Annotated in this window: 19 protein-coding genes; 2 read left to right on the top strand and 17 right to left on the bottom strand. The window is 56.3% G+C overall.

Going from position 1 to position 17895, the window contains the following annotated elements; all coding sequences use genetic code 11:
* Positions 1–274: 274 nt before the first annotated feature.
* Entirely contained in the window at positions 275–2236 is a 1962-nt protein-coding gene (acs, locus tag AABB29_RS10625) for an acetate--CoA ligase (RefSeq protein ID WP_341366939.1), read from the bottom strand.
* Positions 2237–2478: 242 nt separating this feature from the next.
* On the opposite strand from acs, the gene AABB29_RS10620 reads away from it, so the two are divergent.
* On the top strand, positions 2479–3141 hold the full coding sequence (locus AABB29_RS10620; protein WP_341366940.1) for a hypothetical protein: 663 nt from the start codon (positions 2479–2481) through the stop codon (positions 3139–3141).
* Between the two features lie 2 nt (positions 3142–3143).
* Here AABB29_RS10620 and ureG read toward each other — a convergent pair whose 3' ends face one another.
* The 14 genes from ureG to AABB29_RS10550 all read right to left on the bottom strand — a co-directional run bounded on the left by ureG (position 3144) and on the right by AABB29_RS10550 (position 15201).
* The gene (gene ureG / locus AABB29_RS10615; protein WP_341366941.1) at positions 3144–3752 is read right to left on the bottom strand and encodes an urease accessory protein UreG; all 609 of its coding nucleotides are present in this window, start codon (positions 3750–3752) and stop codon (positions 3144–3146) included.
* Positions 3753–4154: a DUF3995 domain-containing protein gene (locus tag AABB29_RS10610; protein WP_341366942.1), complete on the bottom strand. Its 402-nt coding sequence runs from the start codon at positions 4152–4154 to the stop codon at positions 3753–3755.
* Positions 4151–4828 (bottom strand): urease accessory UreF family protein, encoded by a 678-nt coding sequence (locus AABB29_RS10605; RefSeq protein WP_341366943.1) that lies wholly within the window; start codon positions 4826–4828, stop codon positions 4151–4153. The genes AABB29_RS10610 and AABB29_RS10605 overlap by 4 nt, the downstream gene beginning before the upstream one ends.
* Positions 4776–5234: an urease accessory protein UreE gene (locus AABB29_RS10600; protein ID WP_341366944.1), complete on the bottom strand. Its 459-nt coding sequence runs from the start codon at positions 5232–5234 to the stop codon at positions 4776–4778. Before AABB29_RS10600 ends, AABB29_RS10605 begins: the two co-directional genes overlap by 53 nt.
* A 2-nt stretch (positions 5235–5236) precedes the next feature.
* On the bottom strand, positions 5237–5830 hold the full coding sequence (locus tag AABB29_RS10595; protein WP_341366945.1) for a hypothetical protein: 594 nt from the start codon (positions 5828–5830) through the stop codon (positions 5237–5239).
* A 93-nt stretch (positions 5831–5923) separates the two neighbouring features.
* Positions 5924–6151, bottom strand: coding sequence for a hypothetical protein (locus AABB29_RS10590; protein ID WP_341366946.1), 228 nt, complete (start codon positions 6149–6151; stop codon positions 5924–5926).
* Positions 6152–6372: 221 nt separating this feature from the next.
* On the bottom strand, positions 6373–8133 hold the full coding sequence (gene ureC, locus AABB29_RS10585; protein WP_341366947.1) for an urease subunit alpha: 1761 nt from the start codon (positions 8131–8133) through the stop codon (positions 6373–6375).
* A gap of 12 nt (positions 8134–8145) precedes the next feature.
* Complete coding sequence (locus tag AABB29_RS10580; protein ID WP_341366948.1) at positions 8146–8847, bottom strand: hypothetical protein; 702 nt, start codon at positions 8845–8847, stop codon at positions 8146–8148.
* A 112-nt stretch (positions 8848–8959) separates the two neighbouring features.
* Positions 8960–9265 (bottom strand): urease subunit beta, encoded by a 306-nt coding sequence (locus tag AABB29_RS10575; protein WP_341366949.1) that lies wholly within the window; start codon positions 9263–9265, stop codon positions 8960–8962.
* 37 nt (positions 9266–9302) lie between these two features.
* A complete protein-coding gene (locus tag AABB29_RS10570; RefSeq protein WP_341366950.1) occupies positions 9303–9605 on the bottom strand; it encodes an urease subunit gamma in 303 nt (100 codons plus the stop codon).
* A 4-nt stretch (positions 9606–9609) separates the two neighbouring features.
* Entirely contained in the window at positions 9610–10530 is a 921-nt protein-coding gene (locus tag AABB29_RS10565; RefSeq protein WP_341366951.1) for an urease accessory protein UreD, read from the bottom strand.
* 118 nt (positions 10531–10648) lie between these two features.
* On the bottom strand, positions 10649–12937 hold the full coding sequence (locus tag AABB29_RS10560) for a glycosyl hydrolase family 28-related protein (RefSeq protein WP_341366952.1): 2289 nt from the start codon (positions 12935–12937) through the stop codon (positions 10649–10651).
* A 180-nt stretch (positions 12938–13117) separates the two neighbouring features.
* The gene (locus tag AABB29_RS10555; protein ID WP_341366953.1) at positions 13118–13522 is read right to left on the bottom strand and encodes a DUF4864 domain-containing protein; all 405 of its coding nucleotides are present in this window, start codon (positions 13520–13522) and stop codon (positions 13118–13120) included.
* 110 nt (positions 13523–13632) lie between these two features.
* Positions 13633–15201 carry a lysine--tRNA ligase gene (locus tag AABB29_RS10550; RefSeq protein ID WP_341366954.1) on the bottom strand — a complete coding sequence of 523 codons (1569 nt, stop codon included), beginning with the start codon at positions 15199–15201 and terminating at the stop codon, positions 13633–13635.
* Positions 15202–15316: 115 nt separating this feature from the next.
* On the opposite strand from AABB29_RS10550, the gene AABB29_RS10545 reads away from it, so the two are divergent.
* Positions 15317–15736, top strand: a complete 420-nt coding sequence (locus tag AABB29_RS10545) for a tellurite resistance TerB family protein (protein ID WP_341366955.1) — start codon at positions 15317–15319, stop codon at positions 15734–15736.
* A gap of 3 nt (positions 15737–15739) precedes the next feature.
* Here the strand turns inward: AABB29_RS10545 and dacB are convergent, their stop codons facing one another.
* Complete coding sequence (gene dacB, locus AABB29_RS10540; RefSeq protein ID WP_341366956.1) at positions 15740–17206, bottom strand: D-alanyl-D-alanine carboxypeptidase/D-alanyl-D-alanine-endopeptidase; 1467 nt, start codon at positions 17204–17206, stop codon at positions 15740–15742.
* Positions 17203–17799 (bottom strand): nicotinate-nucleotide adenylyltransferase, encoded by a 597-nt coding sequence (locus AABB29_RS10535; RefSeq protein ID WP_341366957.1) that lies wholly within the window; start codon positions 17797–17799, stop codon positions 17203–17205. Before AABB29_RS10535 ends, dacB begins: the two co-directional genes overlap by 4 nt.
* Positions 17800–17895: the final 96 nt, after the last annotated feature.

Below are 17895 nucleotides of genomic sequence, written 5' to 3'. Positions count from 1 at the left end.
TTTATGCTAGTTAAGCGATCCTCGGCAATGCAGGGATCGAACAATTCCTTTGCATGCTTTGGCGCTGGAGATCAATGTCACAAGTGTTCGTCTGTGAAAAATCGTCAAGAAAACAGGACAGAGAGTCCAAAATGTCCACAAATTGGTCAAGTGGGACATCATGCGCCTTTTATCCTCTAGGCGTGATCGGCGGGTCATAACCCGCGAAATCCGCACCCAAAAAGACACGCCAAAAGCGTGCCTTTCAGGGCGGCAGATATTACTCTTCCGAGAACTAAGCTTCGCGGTTCATCCGGTTTTCGATCAAGTCGTCCACCACGGATGGGTCAGCAAGCGTGGATGTATCGCCCAGCGCGCCGAAATCATCCTCGGCGATTTTGCGCAGGATGCGCCGCATGATCTTGCCCGAGCGGGTTTTGGGCAACCCAGGTGCCCATTGGATCAAATCGGGCTTCGCAATCGGTCCAATCTCAGCCCGCACCCAAGTTTCCAGCTCTTTACGTAGCTCTTCGGACGGCTCTTGTCCGTTCATCAAGGTCACATAGGCATAGATCCCCTGCCCCTTGATATCATGCGGATAGCCGACAACAGCGGCTTCGGCCACTTTAGCATGGGCGACCAATGCGCTTTCCACCTCGGCGGTGCCCATCCGGTGACCCGAGACATTGATCACGTCATCGACGCGGCCTGTGATCCAGTAATAGCCATCCGCATCGCGCTTACAGCCATCCCCGGTGAAGTAGTAGTTCTTGTAATCGCTGAAATAGGTCTTTTCGAACCGTTCGTGGTCACCCCAGACCGTCCGCATTTGCGCGGGCCAACTGTCTTTCATGCACAAGACACCCTCGGCCGCCAGGTCGTGAATTTCTTCCCCCGTCGTTGGCTCAAGGATTACCGGCTGCACCCCAAAGAAAGGCACCGTGGCCGATCCCGGCTTGGTCGCGATGGCGCCCGGAAGTGGGGTCAACAGATGCCCACCGGTTTCGGTCTGCCACCATGTGTCAACGATGGGCGCTTTACCTTTGCCCACCACATCATTGTACCAATTCCACGCCTCGGGATTGATCGGTTCACCCACCGTGCCCAGCACTTTGATATCCGACAGGTCATATTTTTCGACAAATTCATTGCCTTGGCCCATCAACGCCCGAATGGCCGTTGGTGCCGTGTAGAACTGGTTGACCTTGTGCTTTTCGCAAACCTGCCAAAAGCGGCCGGCATCAGGATAGGTGGGCACGCCTTCAAACATCACGGTCGTGGCGCCATTGGCCAGCGGCCCATAAACAATGTAGCTATGGCCCGTAACCCAGCCCACATCAGCGGTGCACCAGAAGATATCACCATCATGATAATCAAACGTGTATTGATGGGTCATTGAGGCATAAACGATATAGCCCCCTGTCGTATGGACCACGCCTTTGGGCTGACCGGTCGAGCCGGACGTGTATAGAATAAAAAGCGGGTCTTCGGCATTCATTTCTTCGGGCGGGCAATCGGGGCTGACCTCTGCCTCCATTTCATGCAGCCAGTAGTCACCTTCCTCGCGCCAGGCAATCTGCTGACCGGTCCGTTGGACGCACAGGCACTTGCAATCATGCATGACATTGATCAGCGCCTGATTGACACTGTCTTTAAGGTTCGTCACACGCCCGCCGCGTGGTGCACCATCTGCGGTGATCACAACCTTTGCCTGCGATCCAGAGATCCGGGCCGCCAAGGCGTCAGCCGAGAAACCAGCGAAGACAATCGAGTGGATGGCCCCGATACGCGCGCAGGCCAGCATCGCATAGGCCGCTTCCGGGATCATCGGCATGTAAAGAACCACGCGGTCCCCTTTGCCAACCCCAAGCGCCTTGAGACTGTTGGCCATCAACTGTGTTTTTTCGTGCAACTGCTTGTAGGTAATGTGCAAAGCAGCGTCGTCAGGGCTGTCAGGTTCCCAAATGATCGCAGTCTGGTCGCCGCGTGTCGCCAGATGGCGGTCGATGCAATTGGCGCTTACATTCAGCGTGCCATCTTCAAACCATTTGATATCAACATTGCCCGGCGCGAAGCTGACATTCTTGACCTTGGTATAGGGTTTGATCCAGTCAACGCGCTTGCCGTGCTCGGCCCAGAAACCTTCTGGATCATTGATAGACGCTTGATACATCGCATCATAAGTCGCCTTATCGGCATGCGCATTTGCAGCCATATCGGCTGATGGCGGATATGTCGTGTCTGGTTGGCTGGTCATCGCCGCTCCCCCTTGTTCGTTATCGATCGTTCTGTTGGCGCAAAGCTACGCCGTCCTCCGCTGGCTATCATCATCAGATCGCCCGAGAATCCAAGCGGCAGGGGGCGGCATGTTCTGAATTTGTGAATATTGACACCAATTCAACGTATGCGGTGTCAATAAATTTACATCTCGTGGTGAAGGCCGTTTAACCGCGCATTAACCAAAACCAGACAAAGTCTTGCTGGTCTTTAGGGTTTTTCATGCGCTTTTTCATCGTTTTCATCTGCCTGATCGCGGCGCAGCCTGCCCATGCAGGGGCCTGGGCCCGCGAGAAGGGCCAGCTATTCATCGCATCGGGCGGAAATTTACTTCTATCTGACGGGGCCGAATTGCCTGTCCATTATGACCCGACCCTCTATGTCGAATATGGGCTATCGCACCTGATGACTGTGGGCATTGATTACCACACGGCTGATCAGGGTCGGATTGACACCGGATTTGCCTTTGCGCGTTTCCCATTGGGCGACACAACGCGGCGTGACAAGGTCGCTGCCAGCTTTGCGCTGGGCGCCCGCGTGGATGAGTATAACCCGATGGAGCGGCTGATGCGGGGCGGCCTGTCCTGGGGGCGCGGGCTGGATCGTGGCTGGCTCGCGGTCGATTACACGGCCACATATGGCGATATCGATCAGGTTTTCCGGTCAAAGGCCGATTTCACCTGGGGGCATAACCTTACGGATCGTTGGACGACAACGCTGCAGCTTCAAACCGGCGAAGGTTTTGACGACGATATCTATGCAAAGATCAGCCCATCGATCCTATTTACCATTAATGACAGGTATCGGGTTGGCGTCGGGGCCGTGCAGGCGCTGACTGGGGACAGGGGCAGCGCGCTGAAATTCGATATTTGGACCACTTATTAGGTTTACAGTCCGCCAATCTCTTGCAGCAACGCGCAGATTTCATCTATGCCCTTGCCGTGCCGCAAGCTGGCAAAGACAACGGGCAGATCGCCCCGCATGCGCGCGGCATCCCGTTCCATCACCTCAAGCGAGGCACCAACATGCATCGCCAGATCAACCTTATTGATGATCAGAATATCCGAGCGCGTGATCGCTGGCCCGCCCTTGCGCGGAATTTCCTCGCCCGCGGCCACGTCGATTACATAGATCGTCATATCCGCCAATTCAGGGCTGAAAGTCGCTGACAGATTATCCCCGCCACTTTCGATCAGGATCAGCTCAAGATCATCATGGCGTTCGCGCATCTCGGCCACGGCAGCAAGATTGATCGAAGCATCCTCGCGAATAGCGGTATGTGGGCAACCACCGGTTTCGACCCCCATCACCCGATCCGCAGGCAGGATCTGCATGCGCATGAGCGCCTCGGCATCCTCTTGCGTGTAAATATCGTTGGTGATCACGCCAAGACTGTGCTTGTCTTTCAGGGCTTGCGCCAAAGCAGCGGTCAACGTGGTCTTCCCGGCACCGACCGGCCCACCAATCCCCACGCGCAAAGGTCCATTTGGCGACATTTAGATACCTCTTAGCAGAACAAAGACAATCCCACCGCCCAGCAGCAGACAAAGCGGTGCGTAGTATTTTTTGTCATAGGTTGCAAAGGGCTGTTCGGGGGTCATTTTGCGCCAGAACCGCGTGTAGGCAATACCACCGCGCCCCATGAGAACAGCGGCAGCGCCCCATAAGATGAGTTTTCCAAGCAAAACCTGCGGAAACCAAAGCGCAATGGCGATGATCAGCAGGCCAAGCCCAACCAAAAAGCAAGGGATCGCGCCGGGCATCCGCGTGACACCACGCGCGCCGACAACCGTGCGGGCCAGTCGTGCCTCATCCCGGATAGGCACCCAAATCTCAAGCCCCCAAAGGGCATGAATCACTGCCAGAATAACCAAAGCGCCTGTCAAAAGAGCCGTCATGAACGGAAGATCCGCGCATATTCTCCCTTATGCTGCATCGAGGCTGTATCAACCGCGAATGTAGCCGATCCGACATCATCAAGCGACGCGTTCAGCGCCTCTTGCGCCACGACAACGATGTCCTGGTTCAAAGCATGCAAGATCTGCTGGCCTGCCGTTTGCCCAATTGGCAAAAGCCGCTGGGCGCATTGCACCAGATTGCTGACAAAGGCCTGCAACCAGACATGAACCACCGGTTCCAGCGGCAACCCAGCCAGGCTTGCGGCCCGCCCAACGGCAACCGGATAGGCCATATCAGGCAGATCGAACCCCCAAACGGCCCGCGTTGTCGCGGCGAAGGCTGCGCCCTGCTGCAAGGTTTCCATTTTACGTTCAAGCGATGGGGCAAGTGCGGCGGCAAGTGCGGCGATATCGTCAATCTCGTCCGCGCCATAGGCCGCACAAAGCAATATCGCATCCGACCGCCCTGCCCCTTTGGACAAAACCGCCTCCAGCCAATCCGATAGATCAGCGGCATTGCTGACATCGCCCCGGCCAACGGCCCGCTCTAGCCCATGCGACCAGGCAAAAGCCCCCACCGGGTAAGCCGGCGACAGCCATTGCGTCAGTGTCAAAAGCTGATCAGTGCGCATGTGTATGGCTGTGATCATGGCCCATGGTGCGCCCATGGCCATATGCGCCGCCTTCCGGCGTGAAGGGGCCGTCAAAATCTGTGACTGTGGCGCCCAATTGTTCCAGCATTGCGCGCATGACCTTTTCGCGCTGCACGACCACTGCGCTCGCTTCTATCGCGCAGGGCGCGTGCCGGTTGCCGATATGCCAAGCCAGGCGAACCAGATCGCCAGTGACGCGCATCAACGGCTCATCCGCCGCCACAACCTGAATCTCGCGGCCATCTTCGAGCACAAAGGCCTCGCCAGCATTGACGGATGTGGTTTGCGGCAAATCAACCAGAAAAGGCACGCCACCATCCGTCACCAGACGTTTGCGGCGCAGCAATCGCGCATCATAAGTCAGCGACACCGTCGCGGCGGGCGCGCCATGGGTATGTGGGTGAAGCTTGTAGGCCGTAGCAGTCATCGTCAGTTCTGCAGCTTTTCGATGGATATATAGGTGTATACATCATCGATACCCTCGGCAGCATCAGTATAGCCGGTCAATAGACCAATCCCCAGTTCGGGAAGGTACTGAATCTCTTCCTGAAAACTGTAGCCATCCCCTTTGTAATCGATTTTTCCGACGATCGTATCATAGCTGCAAGCGCCAAAAGTAGCGCGTGTGACTGGCCCCCAGCGATGGGATTGGCTTTCTTGGAAAACACCATCGAGGTCGCGCAGATTGATCCGGCCAGACCAGCGCGCATCGGCCTGCGGGATCGGCATGTCTTGCGCGTTGACGGGATATGCGTAGGTCAGCCGCGTATCGGCAACGGGTTTGCCGTTTTCGGTATCCACCGCATCAAGAATGTAAGTCCCCTGTGCCAGCAGCATGCGGCCGGTATAGCCATCGTCATAGACGACATTGATTTCAACGACCCCGTCACGGAGCGACTGATAATCCTCATAGCCACCATCGTCCGTATAGGCGCGGATACCACCGGATAGATCGCCCGCAGCAGGGCATTCAGCAATGGCTGGAGCGGCAACGGCACTCAGCAGCAAGATTTGCAGTTTCATCGGGGCAATCCTTCGATCAAAGACCCCGGTAGACTACGCAACCTTGCGCTGGATGCAATGGCAGAAGATGGGGCCCTAAGGCCCCAAACCCGTTTAGTAGCCGTAGCGACCGAACGCTTTTAGTGCCGCGTCAGCACGTGTCGTACCTTGCGCTGCGAATTCTTCATCTGTTGTTTCGTTCAGCTCTTCCAAAATGGCATTGGCGGCGCTGGCCTCGACCATGGCGACAAAGGGAATAGCAAGTGCGTTGCCAATCCGTGTCAGAAGCTGCCCAATCATTTCGCGATTGGAAATCAATGTGTTGTCAGCAGTGTAGCTCATCTTAGGAAACCTCGTGTTTGCGTTGTTTCCTCCCTGACACGAAGGTAGGCGGCGGCAGCGATCGGGACAATCATTGATCCTGCAAAACGCCTATGCAAATGCTGCATAGCAGCATCTGGCTGAATTTTCAAAACTGGTGATTTCTTGTGCAGCGGGCAAAACGTGGAAGCCAAAGTACCTGAAACGGCACTTTGGTTTCGCAAAACTTGATCCTTTAAGACTTAATAAAGGAAGTAACGCTGCGCCATGGGCAGCTCTTGCGCGGGCTCACAGGTCAGCAATTCGCCATCTGCGCGGACCTCATAGGTTTCGGGATTTACCTCAACCGCCGGCATTGCATCGTTCAGCTTTAGGTCAGTCTTGCCGATACCGCGCGTGTTCACAACCGGTAGCGTTGTTTTGGCCAGCCCCAGACGATCCCCCAGACCGGCATCCTGCGCTGCGGCGCTGACAAAGGTTACGGCCGAGTTTTCAACCGACCGGCCATAGGCCCCAAACATGGGCCGCGTATAAACCGGCTGCGGGGTCGGGATGGACGCATTAGGATCACCCATCTGCGCACAAACAATTGTGCCGCCCATCAAAACCATTTCCGGTTTCACACCGAAAAAGGCGGGGTTCCACAGCACCAGATCGGCACGTTTGCCGACCTCGATTGACCCCACATGCCCCGAAATGCCATGCGCGATGGCCGGGTTGATCGTGTATTTCGCGATATACCGGCGGACGCGGACGTTATCATTGTCGCCGGTTTCCTCAGGCAACGCGCCGCGCTGCTTTTTCATTTTGTCGGCAGTCTGCCATGTGCGGATCAGCACCTCGCCCACGCGGCCCATGGCCTGGCTGTCAGATGCGATGATTGAAAACGCGCCCATGTCATGAAGGATATCTTCAGCCGCGATGGTTTCGCGCCGGATACGGCTTTCGGCAAAGGCCACATCCTCGGGGATCGATTTGTCCAGGTGATGGCAGACCATCAGCATATCAAGATGTTCATCCACCGTATTCACAGTAAACGGACGCGTTGGATTTGTAGAGGACGGCAGCACATGCGCCTCTCCGCAGATCTTGATGATATCAGGGGCATGCCCACCACCTGCGCCTTCGGTGTGGAAGGCGTGAATGGTCCGGCCCTTCATGGCCGCAACCGTATTTTCCACAAAGCCGCTTTCATTCAGCGTGTCGGTATGGATCATCACCTGCACGTCCATGGCATCAGCAACCGACAAGCAAGTATCAATCGCAGCCGGGGTGGTGCCCCAATCTTCGTGCAATTTCAAACAGCAAGCCCCGCCAAGCACCTGTTCCTCAAGCGGGGCAGCCATTGATGCGTTCCCTTTACCCGCAAAGGCAAGGTTCATCGGAAAAGCATCCGCCGCCTGCAACATCCGCCCGATATGCCAAGGCCCGGGCGTACATGTAGTGGCCAATGTGCCATGCGCGGGGCCAGTGCCGCCGCCGATCATCGTGGTCAGGCCTGAATGCAGCGCATCTTCGATTTGCTGCGGGCAGATAAAGTGAATATGGCTATCGATACCACCTGCGGTCAGAATGCGCCCCTCACCGGCGATTGCCTCGGTCCCTGGGCCAATAATGATATCCACGCCCGGCTGCGTATCGGGATTGCCAGCCTTGCCGATAGCCACGATCATACCGTCTTTCAGGCCAACATCTGCTTTGATGATGCCCGTCCAATCGACGATCAACGCGTTGGTGATCACCGTATCGACAGCGCCATCTGCGCGGGTCACCTGGCTTTGGCCCATCCCATCGCGGATCACCTTGCCACCGCCGAACTTGACCTCTTCGCCATATAAAAGGGCGTTCGCCCCGGCGCCGCCCGTCGTCGCTGCACCGGCATTTTCAGCCGTCAGATCACGCTCGACTTCAATAATCAGGTCCGTATCGGCCAGCCTGACGCGGTCTCCGATTGTTGGACCAAACATTGCGGCATAATCGGCGCGCGAGATCGTGGCTGGCATAGGTGTCTCCGGTTAGTTCTTTGCAGGTGCAGTCTGACCATCCCAAGGGGTATCAGGCACCGTGATTGTGTTTGATTTTGTGGTTTTTTTAGTCGTAGCAGGCGGCGTCTTGGTCGCCGCTGCTTGTTTTTTCTTGGCGGCTGGCTTTGTCTTGGCCGTCGCCGTTTTCTTGGCAGGTTTTTTCGCAGTTGCAGGTTTTGCTGCGGCTTTTTTCGGTGCAGCCGGCTTTGGCGCCGCTTTGGCAACCGGTTTCGGCGCATCCGCTTTCTTGGTCTCAACCTTAGGTGCGGCAGGTGTTTCCTGGGGCTCTGGTTTGACCACTTTCAAGGCAGGTGCAGCCTTCTGTGCTGCTGGCTTGGGCGCGGCAGCCACCTTCGGCGCAGGCTTCGCTGGCGCAGCTTTCACAGCGGGCTTTGGCGTGACTTTCGCAGCTTTGGCTACTGTTGAAGCGGCAGGTTTGGTTTGCGGCGGCGCCTTTTTAGATGCTTGTTTCGCAGCAGGCTTCTTTGCAGCGCTGGCTTTTTTGGGCTTCGAGGCCGGGGCTTTGGGGGCCACCGGCTTGGGGGTTTTTACAACCTCACCGGGCAACATCGCGCGCTGCATCGCGACGCTTTGGTCAATAATCAGGTCGGCCAGCTGCATTTGCTGTCCGATGACCGCGCTGGAAACGCGCAGGGCTTGGGCTGAGATCGTCAATGTGAATGCAGGCGTCATCTTTGTCCCCTTTTGGGCAGAGTTGCAATTGCATCAATCATAGCGTGTTTTGCTCTGCGATGCAGCATTTTTCTGCATCGCAGCATAAGAGGCCTTATGAACGCTGCCTGCGTCACAGGTCCCCCATGACCCTACCGTTAAACCCAAAGACCCGGCGGGCACCGGAAATCGGGATCAAATGCACCTCGCGGCGCTGGCCGGGCTCAAACCTGACGGCGGTTCCAGCGGCGATGTCCAAACGCATCCCGTGCGCAGTATCCCGATCAAAATCCAGGGCCGCATTTGTTTCGGCAAAATGAAAATGCGAACCGACCTGAACTGGTCGATCTCCTGTATTAGCCACTTCTATCGTCAAAACATGGGCCTGGCCATTCAGCGTGTGATGTCCATCTGCGACAATCAATTCACCGGGTTTCATTCATGTATCCCCTTCTTGTTCAGCCTCACCGATCCGCCTAGCGGATCGGATCATGGACGGTCACCAGCTTGGTGCCATCTGGAAAAGTCGCCTCGACCTGGACTTCGTGGATCATCTCGGCGATCCCGTCCATAACCTGATCGCGGGTGATCACCTGCGCCCCGGCCTCCATCATATCTGCCACAGACCGCCCATCACGCGCGCCTTCGACCACCGCATCGGTGATCAGGGCAATGGCCTCGGGGTAATTCAGTTTCACACCGCGGTTTAGCCGTTTGCGCGCGACCTCAGCGGCCATGGCGATCAGCAGCTTGTCTTTTTCGCGAGGGGTCAGTTGCATGTGTCTATAGTCTCCAAACACGAGGGATGGGCGCTGTGGACAGCGCTTCAACAACAGGGATTACCTGCTTTCGCAGCGCAAAGCCATCCGCCGCGAGCATCCGCACCAGCAGAACGTCATCGCGGATAAGGCTCACACCGCTTGTGTCAGGCAAGGTCAGCCGTTCGGCAAATGCGGCCGCTTGCGGGCTGGCAAACAAAACCGTCGCCATCGCCGCTGCCCCGCCGCCAATGGCAGTTTCGCGCAGCATCTGTTGCGCTTTGCCAATCAGGCGGACCGCATCCGCGAACACCAGTTCATCATCCCGCCACACGCGCCATTGATCGCGCAAATGCAATGTCTCAACCGTTTCGCCCATCGCAGCGCGGCCAAAGATAATGGGCTCGACCAAAAGGGCCGACGCGTCACCAGCCAGCCGGACCTCCAAGCGGCGGTTCAGCGCGGCCTGATCAAACAGGATCGTTTCCTGTGGCAACCAATCGATGCGTCCACCCGGTGCGGCCTGCAAACGAACTTCGCTTTGCGCAATCTGATTTGGCTGCGCGCGATAGGCCCGCTCCGCAGCTTGCGAGGATACAATCACATGCGCGTCCGCCTGCGCCTGTATGTCGATCTGCATCCGATCGCCGCCCGTCAGCCCGCCAGCCGTATTCAGAAACACCGCGTCCAGCGCATGACCACGGACCTGCGGAAACAGCGCCTTCAGCGATCCTTCCTGGCGCAGATCGGCGATCACCGTCTGTGCATCGCGGCGCTTGGCGGCCAAACGCAAAACGCCCTGCGCGCGGGGCGCAAGCGGTTCGGCATCAGTGGTACGAATTTCGGCAGCGTAGGTGATCGTCGGATCCTGTCGGTCAGTCTTCGCCGGACAAACTGCCAAAGAAACAGGCAATGAGGCCAGAGAGGACCAGCAAAATCGCGTCAAGTTTTGCCCTGATTGCGAACGCTTGCCTAATTTGCAGGCAAATAGGATCGCATAAATAGAAAAAGGGCACCCAAAGGGTGCCCTTTTTGTCAACCAAACATAGGCGGCGACATGGCCTCTAGATCGTATCGTCCATCCGAACTTGATAACGCACAGCCCCTTTTACCGCGACGGGCCAATTCAGGTGCACCGAGCGCGAATCCGCCCCCTGTCCGCCCTCGGCCCATGGGAAATCATGGCGGCGGGCGTCGCTGGTATCCGTAATTTCCCCAACTGGCATCACGCTTTCGACAGTCTTAGCGACACCGCCAAATGGCAGGCTGGTGTCCGTATCCATCACCCATGTCGAGGCCTCGGTTGCTTGGGTATGGGACAACGAAACGGGGTTCGAGACAGGTTCATTCACGTTGTGGAACGTGTTGCCGGTGAATTCAAAACTACGGGTGCGGCTGAAATCCAGATCCGCAAAAGTCGTGTCGACATTCTCAACCCGGTCAATACGACCATTGAGCGACCGGAACACATTTCCGACCACAGCAAATCCGTTGATAAAGTGGTTCGCCCCATAAGGTTTGATCACAATGAAATTGAACCAATCGGCCACATCATTGGTGGTGAACATATTCCCGGTAATCGTCAGCCCACCAAAGGAAAACTGCGCGCCCAGCGCAGGCGAGCTGGAATGCTCATTTGTCCATTCAATGAAGTTGTTATCGCAATAATTGCCGGTGAATATGCTTTTGGGGTTAGGCAATGTGATGACGACCCCGCCCTTACGGACGCCATTGACTTCATCATCGCCATGGAACCAGTGATTTCCGGCAATCAAGCTACCCGATCCGGCAAGCACACAGAAATGCATGAATTTGCTGGTCCGGTTATTGCGGATTTTGACGTCATTGGCATTGGCGTTGAACCCGATGCTGACCCGGTCAGCCACCGGCACATCCTGCTCATCCGAGATCAGATTGCAGCGGTCAATCATCATCCCCTGGCAACCACGACCCGGCGAGGTGAGACCGCGGTCTTTGGGTTTGTTGATGAAACAATCGCGGATATGGAAAGTAAAGCCATCGGGGGCCAACATGATGCCACTCGCGATACCACGCCCCTGAAACTCAATATCATCAATGATAAACTGGCTGAATTTCACATAGCCTGAGAAATCCAGCATGTATTTGAAGCGGGTGAATGTGAATTCTTGCGACCCTTCCGCATCATAAAGCGGGCGGCTTAGCTCAAGCGTCTCGGCGCTGACATTGACGGACGTCACATAGACCTCGCGGCCCACGCCGTTGCCCTGCACCAAGGCACCGACCGGAATGCTGGCGATATTGACGACATTGGTCAGGCGGTTGTCATCACTGGCAGAATAGGTCGCCTGGGATGTGACCTCGGTCGTGTCCCAGACCGCCCCATCCTCGGGCTGGAAATGGCCATTGCGGATTACGCGGCGGGTCTCAAAGCGGTCGCGGCTTGGGTCGCAGGCCTGCATGTCCACAGGCTCGGTTAATAAGATCCGGCGACCGCATAGATCCAGCGATTCATGATCGGCAAAGTTGATCAACGCCTGATAGGCTTTCTTAAAGGCGGTTTCCTCGTCCTGGAAAGCGTCAAAATAGCTGTCGTAGTTGTATTCGCGCTGCAAAATGAAATGATAATCCGGCGCTTGGACAATCCGCCCGATAAAGTTCACCGAACTTTGCATGCTGACATCACTGGCAAGCAGGTAGTCACCTTCGGGGACAATGACGGTCCGACCATTTGCGGCGGCATCTGCGGCATCGAACGCCGCGCTGTCATCAGTGACACCATCGCCTTTGGCCCCGTAATCACGCACATCAACCAGACCGACCAAATCGCGGGTGAAAACGGATGTGATATCTTCGATTTGAATATCGTCGATCCGCACCAGCCCGCCATTTGCACCTGTCAGATCAAGCCCGATATGCCCGTAATTCGCGCCAGTCCAAACCATATCAACGCCGGTCCGATCGGCGGTTGCGATGACGGCGCTGACCTCGACCACTTCGCCATATGTCGTCAGTTGAGTGGCTGGTCCATATTCGGTCAACCCGGTCGCCTGTGCACCGCCAGCAAGCCCTGCCCAGCCAGAGATGCGCACCGATGGAAGTGCACCCGCAACAGCCTTGACCCGCGCGGTGACACGCAGATAGCAGCCCGGCAAAACAGGTGTCTCGCCCATATAGCGCACATTGGTAACGGAATCGACTTTGAGGACCTCAAGACAACCGGCAAAATCCTGATCCGCAGCGACAAAAACCCCTGATCCGCTGACAGCATAGGTATCAGACCCGGGCGTCCCATCGCCGCTTGACCAAATGCTAAGCCCGGCGGAAAAGGGCAATGGTTGAAAAACAATACCATCCGTAATCGCCTTGTTCATCTTGAAATCCTCTTTGACAGCTGAAAGCAAAACGCCCCGCCAAAACGCGCGGCTACCAGCGGTAAGAGCTATGCAAGATTTCTAAAGAGCAGCTTGGACAACCGTGACGGTGTGCAGTGCAACATGTGCGTAGGCCGTCAAAGAAAGGCTATGATCAACTGCTTTATGTCGCGAAACCGATCAGGCACCAACATCGGGGGCCGGCAACAGTTGCACGGCGTTAATCTGCCAGCCTGCCCCGGTTTCAATCATTTCGTAATCAAGCAGATGCAGCCCGCCGCGCGCATCCCGGATCATGACTTTTTGCCAAAGCCTGCCAGCAATTTCGCGAAGCTCTAGGAATTGCGCATCTGCATTGTTCCACACCATTGGATAACCCCGTTGCACCATTTGGCCAAAGTTTTCGGGTGTTCTGAAAATGGCTTGGATGTTCGGGCTGGCATATTGCCAAGCGGCATCCACATCACGATCGTTGAATGCTTGCAGCTGGTTTCCGATCACGCCCTCGATCGCACGCGCATCCTGCGCGAATACAGGCGACAACAGCAGCCAAAATCCAATGAAAAATCCCAAAAACCTATTCATTTCCGCGCTCCCATATCCAGACATTCTTGATACGGGCGAACTAGGCCTTCAGATTTTCTTTTGGTTGGTTGATGGCATCGCGACAAAAGGGGCGCGATGCCAGATCAATGCTATTCTGCCAGCTTTTCGGTGATTAACTTCATCGTCTCATCGATCCCGTAAAGCGCGATAAAACCGCCAAAGCGCGGGCCTTGCGAGGCGCCAAGCAGAATCTCATACAGCGCCGTGAACCAACTGCGCAGTGGATCAAACCCATGCTCTTTTCCGACGGCAAAAACCATGGTCTGCAGCTCTTCGGCGTCCAGTCCGGTATCCCACACCTTCAGGCGATCCAGCATATCTTGCAGGGCTGCACGCTCTTGATCGGTTGGCGCGCGGTAGACTTTCGTCGGCTTCACAAAATCATTGTAATAGCGCACAGCAAAGCCTGCGGCCTGATCCATTTGCGGGTTCTTTTCGGCCGAGGCCTCGGGCGCGTAGCGCTGGATAAAGCCCCAGAGGGTTTCTTTATCCTCAGCCCCGGAAACCGACGCCAGGTTCAACAGCATCGCAAAGGGTACCACCATATCCGAGGCAGGCACATTGTGTCCGTGGATATGGAAGACCGGGTTGTTCAAACGGGCTGTGTCATCCTGATCGGCATAGGCGCGCAGCTGCTGGTGATACTCATCCACCGCCTTGGGGATCACATCAAAATGCATACGCTTGGCCGTCTTGGGCTTTTGATACATGAAATAGGACAGGCTTTCGGTCGCCGCATAGGACAGCCATTCGTCAATCGAAATCCCATTACCAGAAGACTTGGAAATCTTCTGACCCTTCTCATCAAGGAACAGCTCGTATGAAAAGTGGTTCGGCTTCTTGCCACCAAGGATTTCGCAAATCCGGTCATAGATCGCCGTATTCGTGGCGTGCTCTTTGCCATACATTTCAAAATCAACATCAAGCGCCGCCCACCGGGCGCCAAAATCGGGCTTCCATTGCAGCTTTACGTTGCCGCCCGTGACAGGCAGCGTCCATTCGCGCCCATCCTCATCGTCAAAAGTGATCTCACCTTTTTCGCCATCCACGTGCTTCATTGGCACATAAAGCACGCGTCCCGTTTCAGGATGGATCGGTAGGAAGATTGCATAAGTGCCCTGCCGTTCTTCACGCAAGGATTTCAGCATCACGGCCATGACATCATCATAGCGGGCCGCTGCACGCAAAAGCACCTCGTCAAACTGGCCCGAGCGGTAGAATTCGCGCGCCGAATAGAATTCATATTCGAACCCGAAAGTATCAAGGAACCGCCGCAGCATCGCGTTGTTGTGATCGCCAAAGCTTTCATGGGTACCGAACGGATCAGGCACGCTGGTCAGCGGCTTTTGAATATGCGCGGCCAGCATCTCTTGCTGGGGCACATTGCCCGGCACTTTGCGCATCCCATCCAGATCATCGGAAAAGCAGATCAGCTTGGTTGGAATATCAGATATCACCTCAAACGCGCGGCGGATCATCGTTGTGCGCAGCACCTCACCAAAGGTGCCGATATGGGGCAGCCCTGAAGGGCCATAACCTGTCTCGAACAGAACATAGCCTTTTTCAGGGGCCTTGCCCCCGTACCGTTTGAGCAATGCGCGCGCCTCAACAAAGGGCCAAGCCTTGGAATTCATCGCAGCGTCACGCAAATTGCTCATGATTTTTCTCACGTTTGAAAAAGGTTACCGCCCCAATAGCGACAACACAGCGCACTCCCTATTGCGACAAGGGGCAAGCGTCAATAAATGTCGCGGGTAACCAAAGGATTGCACCATGATCGAAGACGCCCCAATGACCGCCCAGGATGCGCTTGTCGCATTGATGATTGCAATGTCTGCTTCGGATGAGAATATCCGCACCGCAGAATTGGTCAAAATGAGCAATGAGATCAACAACCTACCCGTCTTCGCAGGATATGACGCCGAACGGCTACCTCGGATGTCCAAGATGGTTTTTGAACTGCTTGAGCCTGTTGACGGCTTAGAAGCCCTGTTTGGACTGATCCGTGATGCCCTGCCCGAAAACCTGTTTGAAACCGCCTATGCGCTGGCTTGCGATGTTGCCGCCGCCGATGGTCGAATCGCGGGGCCCGAAAACCGGATGCTTGAGGAAATCCGCGAAGAGCTGAATATTGATCGTCTGCACGCCGCAGCCATCGAGCGCGGCGCGCGCGCACGGCATATGACTCTATAACCTCTAGCTTGCGCGGAGGGCCCAGTGCTGCAAGATCTGCTGCTGCAACCGGCGCGCACGGGTATTCCAAGACCGCGATCCAGGTGGGTTTTCGCTGCCATGCTGTTTGCCGACGTCACGCGCTTCAAGATCGGATGCGAAATAGGCAAATGCCAAATCACGCCCCGAAGATGTGCGCATATATCCCGCCAAGCTTGAGACAAAATTCAAGGTTCCGGTTTTTGCGCGGATCAGCGCCCGATCATTTGCAATCGCGTTCCGATCTGCATCCACCAATGGGATCACTCGCATGATCGGATGCAGCGTTGGGCGCACATTATCGGCCAGCAAAAATCGCACCATATCGCCTGCTGTTACGCGCGAGGCATCCCCAAGACCCGAATGATCGACAAATGCAGGGGCGGTGCCGGGCGCCCGATCAGCCGCCCAACGCGCCATACCAAGCGCCGATGTCCGCAGCCCGCGATTTTGCCGCACCGCATGCGCGGTTGATTTCAGCCCCGTCGCCTCAGCCGTTAGGTTGGTTGAATAACGCAACATACCTTGCATCAAATTCGTCATCGGCACCCCGCGATGGGTCGCCAATACCGGCCCATCTGGCAGGTCAGCGACTTCCTTTGGGGGTTGCAGAACAATGCCGTGGCTTCGCGCAAATGTCGCAAAAACCTCACCGCAATAGAGCGCGGGGTGACGGACGGGCAGCCAACGGGAACCTGCGTTATTAAGGGCCGATCTGGCAACTGTCCAAGCATCAATCTCGCCCAAATCGCGGTAAGTAAACACCGGCGATGCCCGATCGACAATTTGCATCCGTGCAATTGAGACGGCAGGGCGGTAATTTTCGCTGCGCGCATCCATGGTCGTCTCAAACCGTTCACCGGCGCGTTTCCATTCGAAATGCACCCGATTGAAATTCAGGTTCAGCCCGGTGACCGTTGGGTTATAACCCAAATAATCCTCTTGCTCGGCGTCGATCTCATCAAGATTGGTCAACGCCCCATCCCAAACCAGAAAATCGCCCTTTACCTCGCGCAGACCCGTCTCTTTAAGGCTTTGCGCCAAGGCGGCAAGGTCATCGGTCACCAGATTGGGATCCCCTCCGCCCGCCAGGATCAGGTCACCCTCCAAAATGCCATTTTCAACGCGCCCGGCTGCGATAATACGGGTTTCAAATTGATAATCCACGCCTAGCGTTTCCAGCCCATAAAGCGCGGTGAAAGCCTTGGTCACACTTGCCGGTGGCTGCGGCAAATCCGGGGCGATATTTTCGACAATCTCGCCCGTGTTGATATCAGCCGCAACAAAAGCAACCTGCCCGGACAATCCCGAACGGGCGATATGCTGGGCCACCGCATCCTCGGGCACCACACGGGCGATAGGGCGCATCGAACTTTGCAAAGGCGCCGCAACAAGCCCCGTGGCGAAAGACGACAGACCAGTGGCCAGTAAGGCACGGCGCGACAGGCTCATGACCATTCCCCTCTTGCCCGTATGGCTGATGACGATTGATCTGTCATGGGCAGGTTAACAAAGGACCAAACAGGTGCATGCGACCGGCCAAGAAGGTGGCTCGCGCCGCTTGGCAACCTTGCATGCGCATAGATACGGGCCGTCTTCGACATGCGCGCCGCGATACGATCGCCGGGCCGCGCCATGACACCCACCGGTACAGTATTCATGATCTGGCGCCAATCCTGCCAGCGATGAAACTGCGCCAGATTATCCGCCCCCATAAGCCACACAAAGCGCACGCCACGGTAACGGGCGCGCAAGGCCGACAGGGTCTGCGCCGTATAGCGCGTGCCCAGTTGCGCCTCGATATCCGTGATGGTGACACGCGGGTGCCGCATCATGGCGCGGGCCGCTTGCATCCGATCAGGCAAGGCGGCTGGCCCATGGGTCTTAAGCGGGTTGCCCGGCGATACCAGCCACCATACGCGATCCAGTCCAAAACGTTTCAGCGCCTCGCGTGTGATATGCACATGCCCCGCATGTGGCGGATCAAATGAGCCACCCAGCAGGCCAACAACCTGACCGCGATGTGCCTTGGCGTGACTGCTCACTTTGGCATTCTCTGCATCTTGGGCTTAAACGCCAACCGGTTCATCCTGGGTCAACTACCTGTTTGCACATATAAAAGGGCTCGTTTCCGTCCCGCT

It is taken from the genome of Yoonia sp. BS5-3, assembly GCF_038069655.2.
GTDB lineage: Bacteria > Pseudomonadota > Alphaproteobacteria > Rhodobacterales > Rhodobacteraceae > Yoonia > Yoonia phaeophyticola.
Note: the sequence above shows the minus strand (reverse complement) of the source record. Positions and strands in the feature narration are given on the sequence as shown.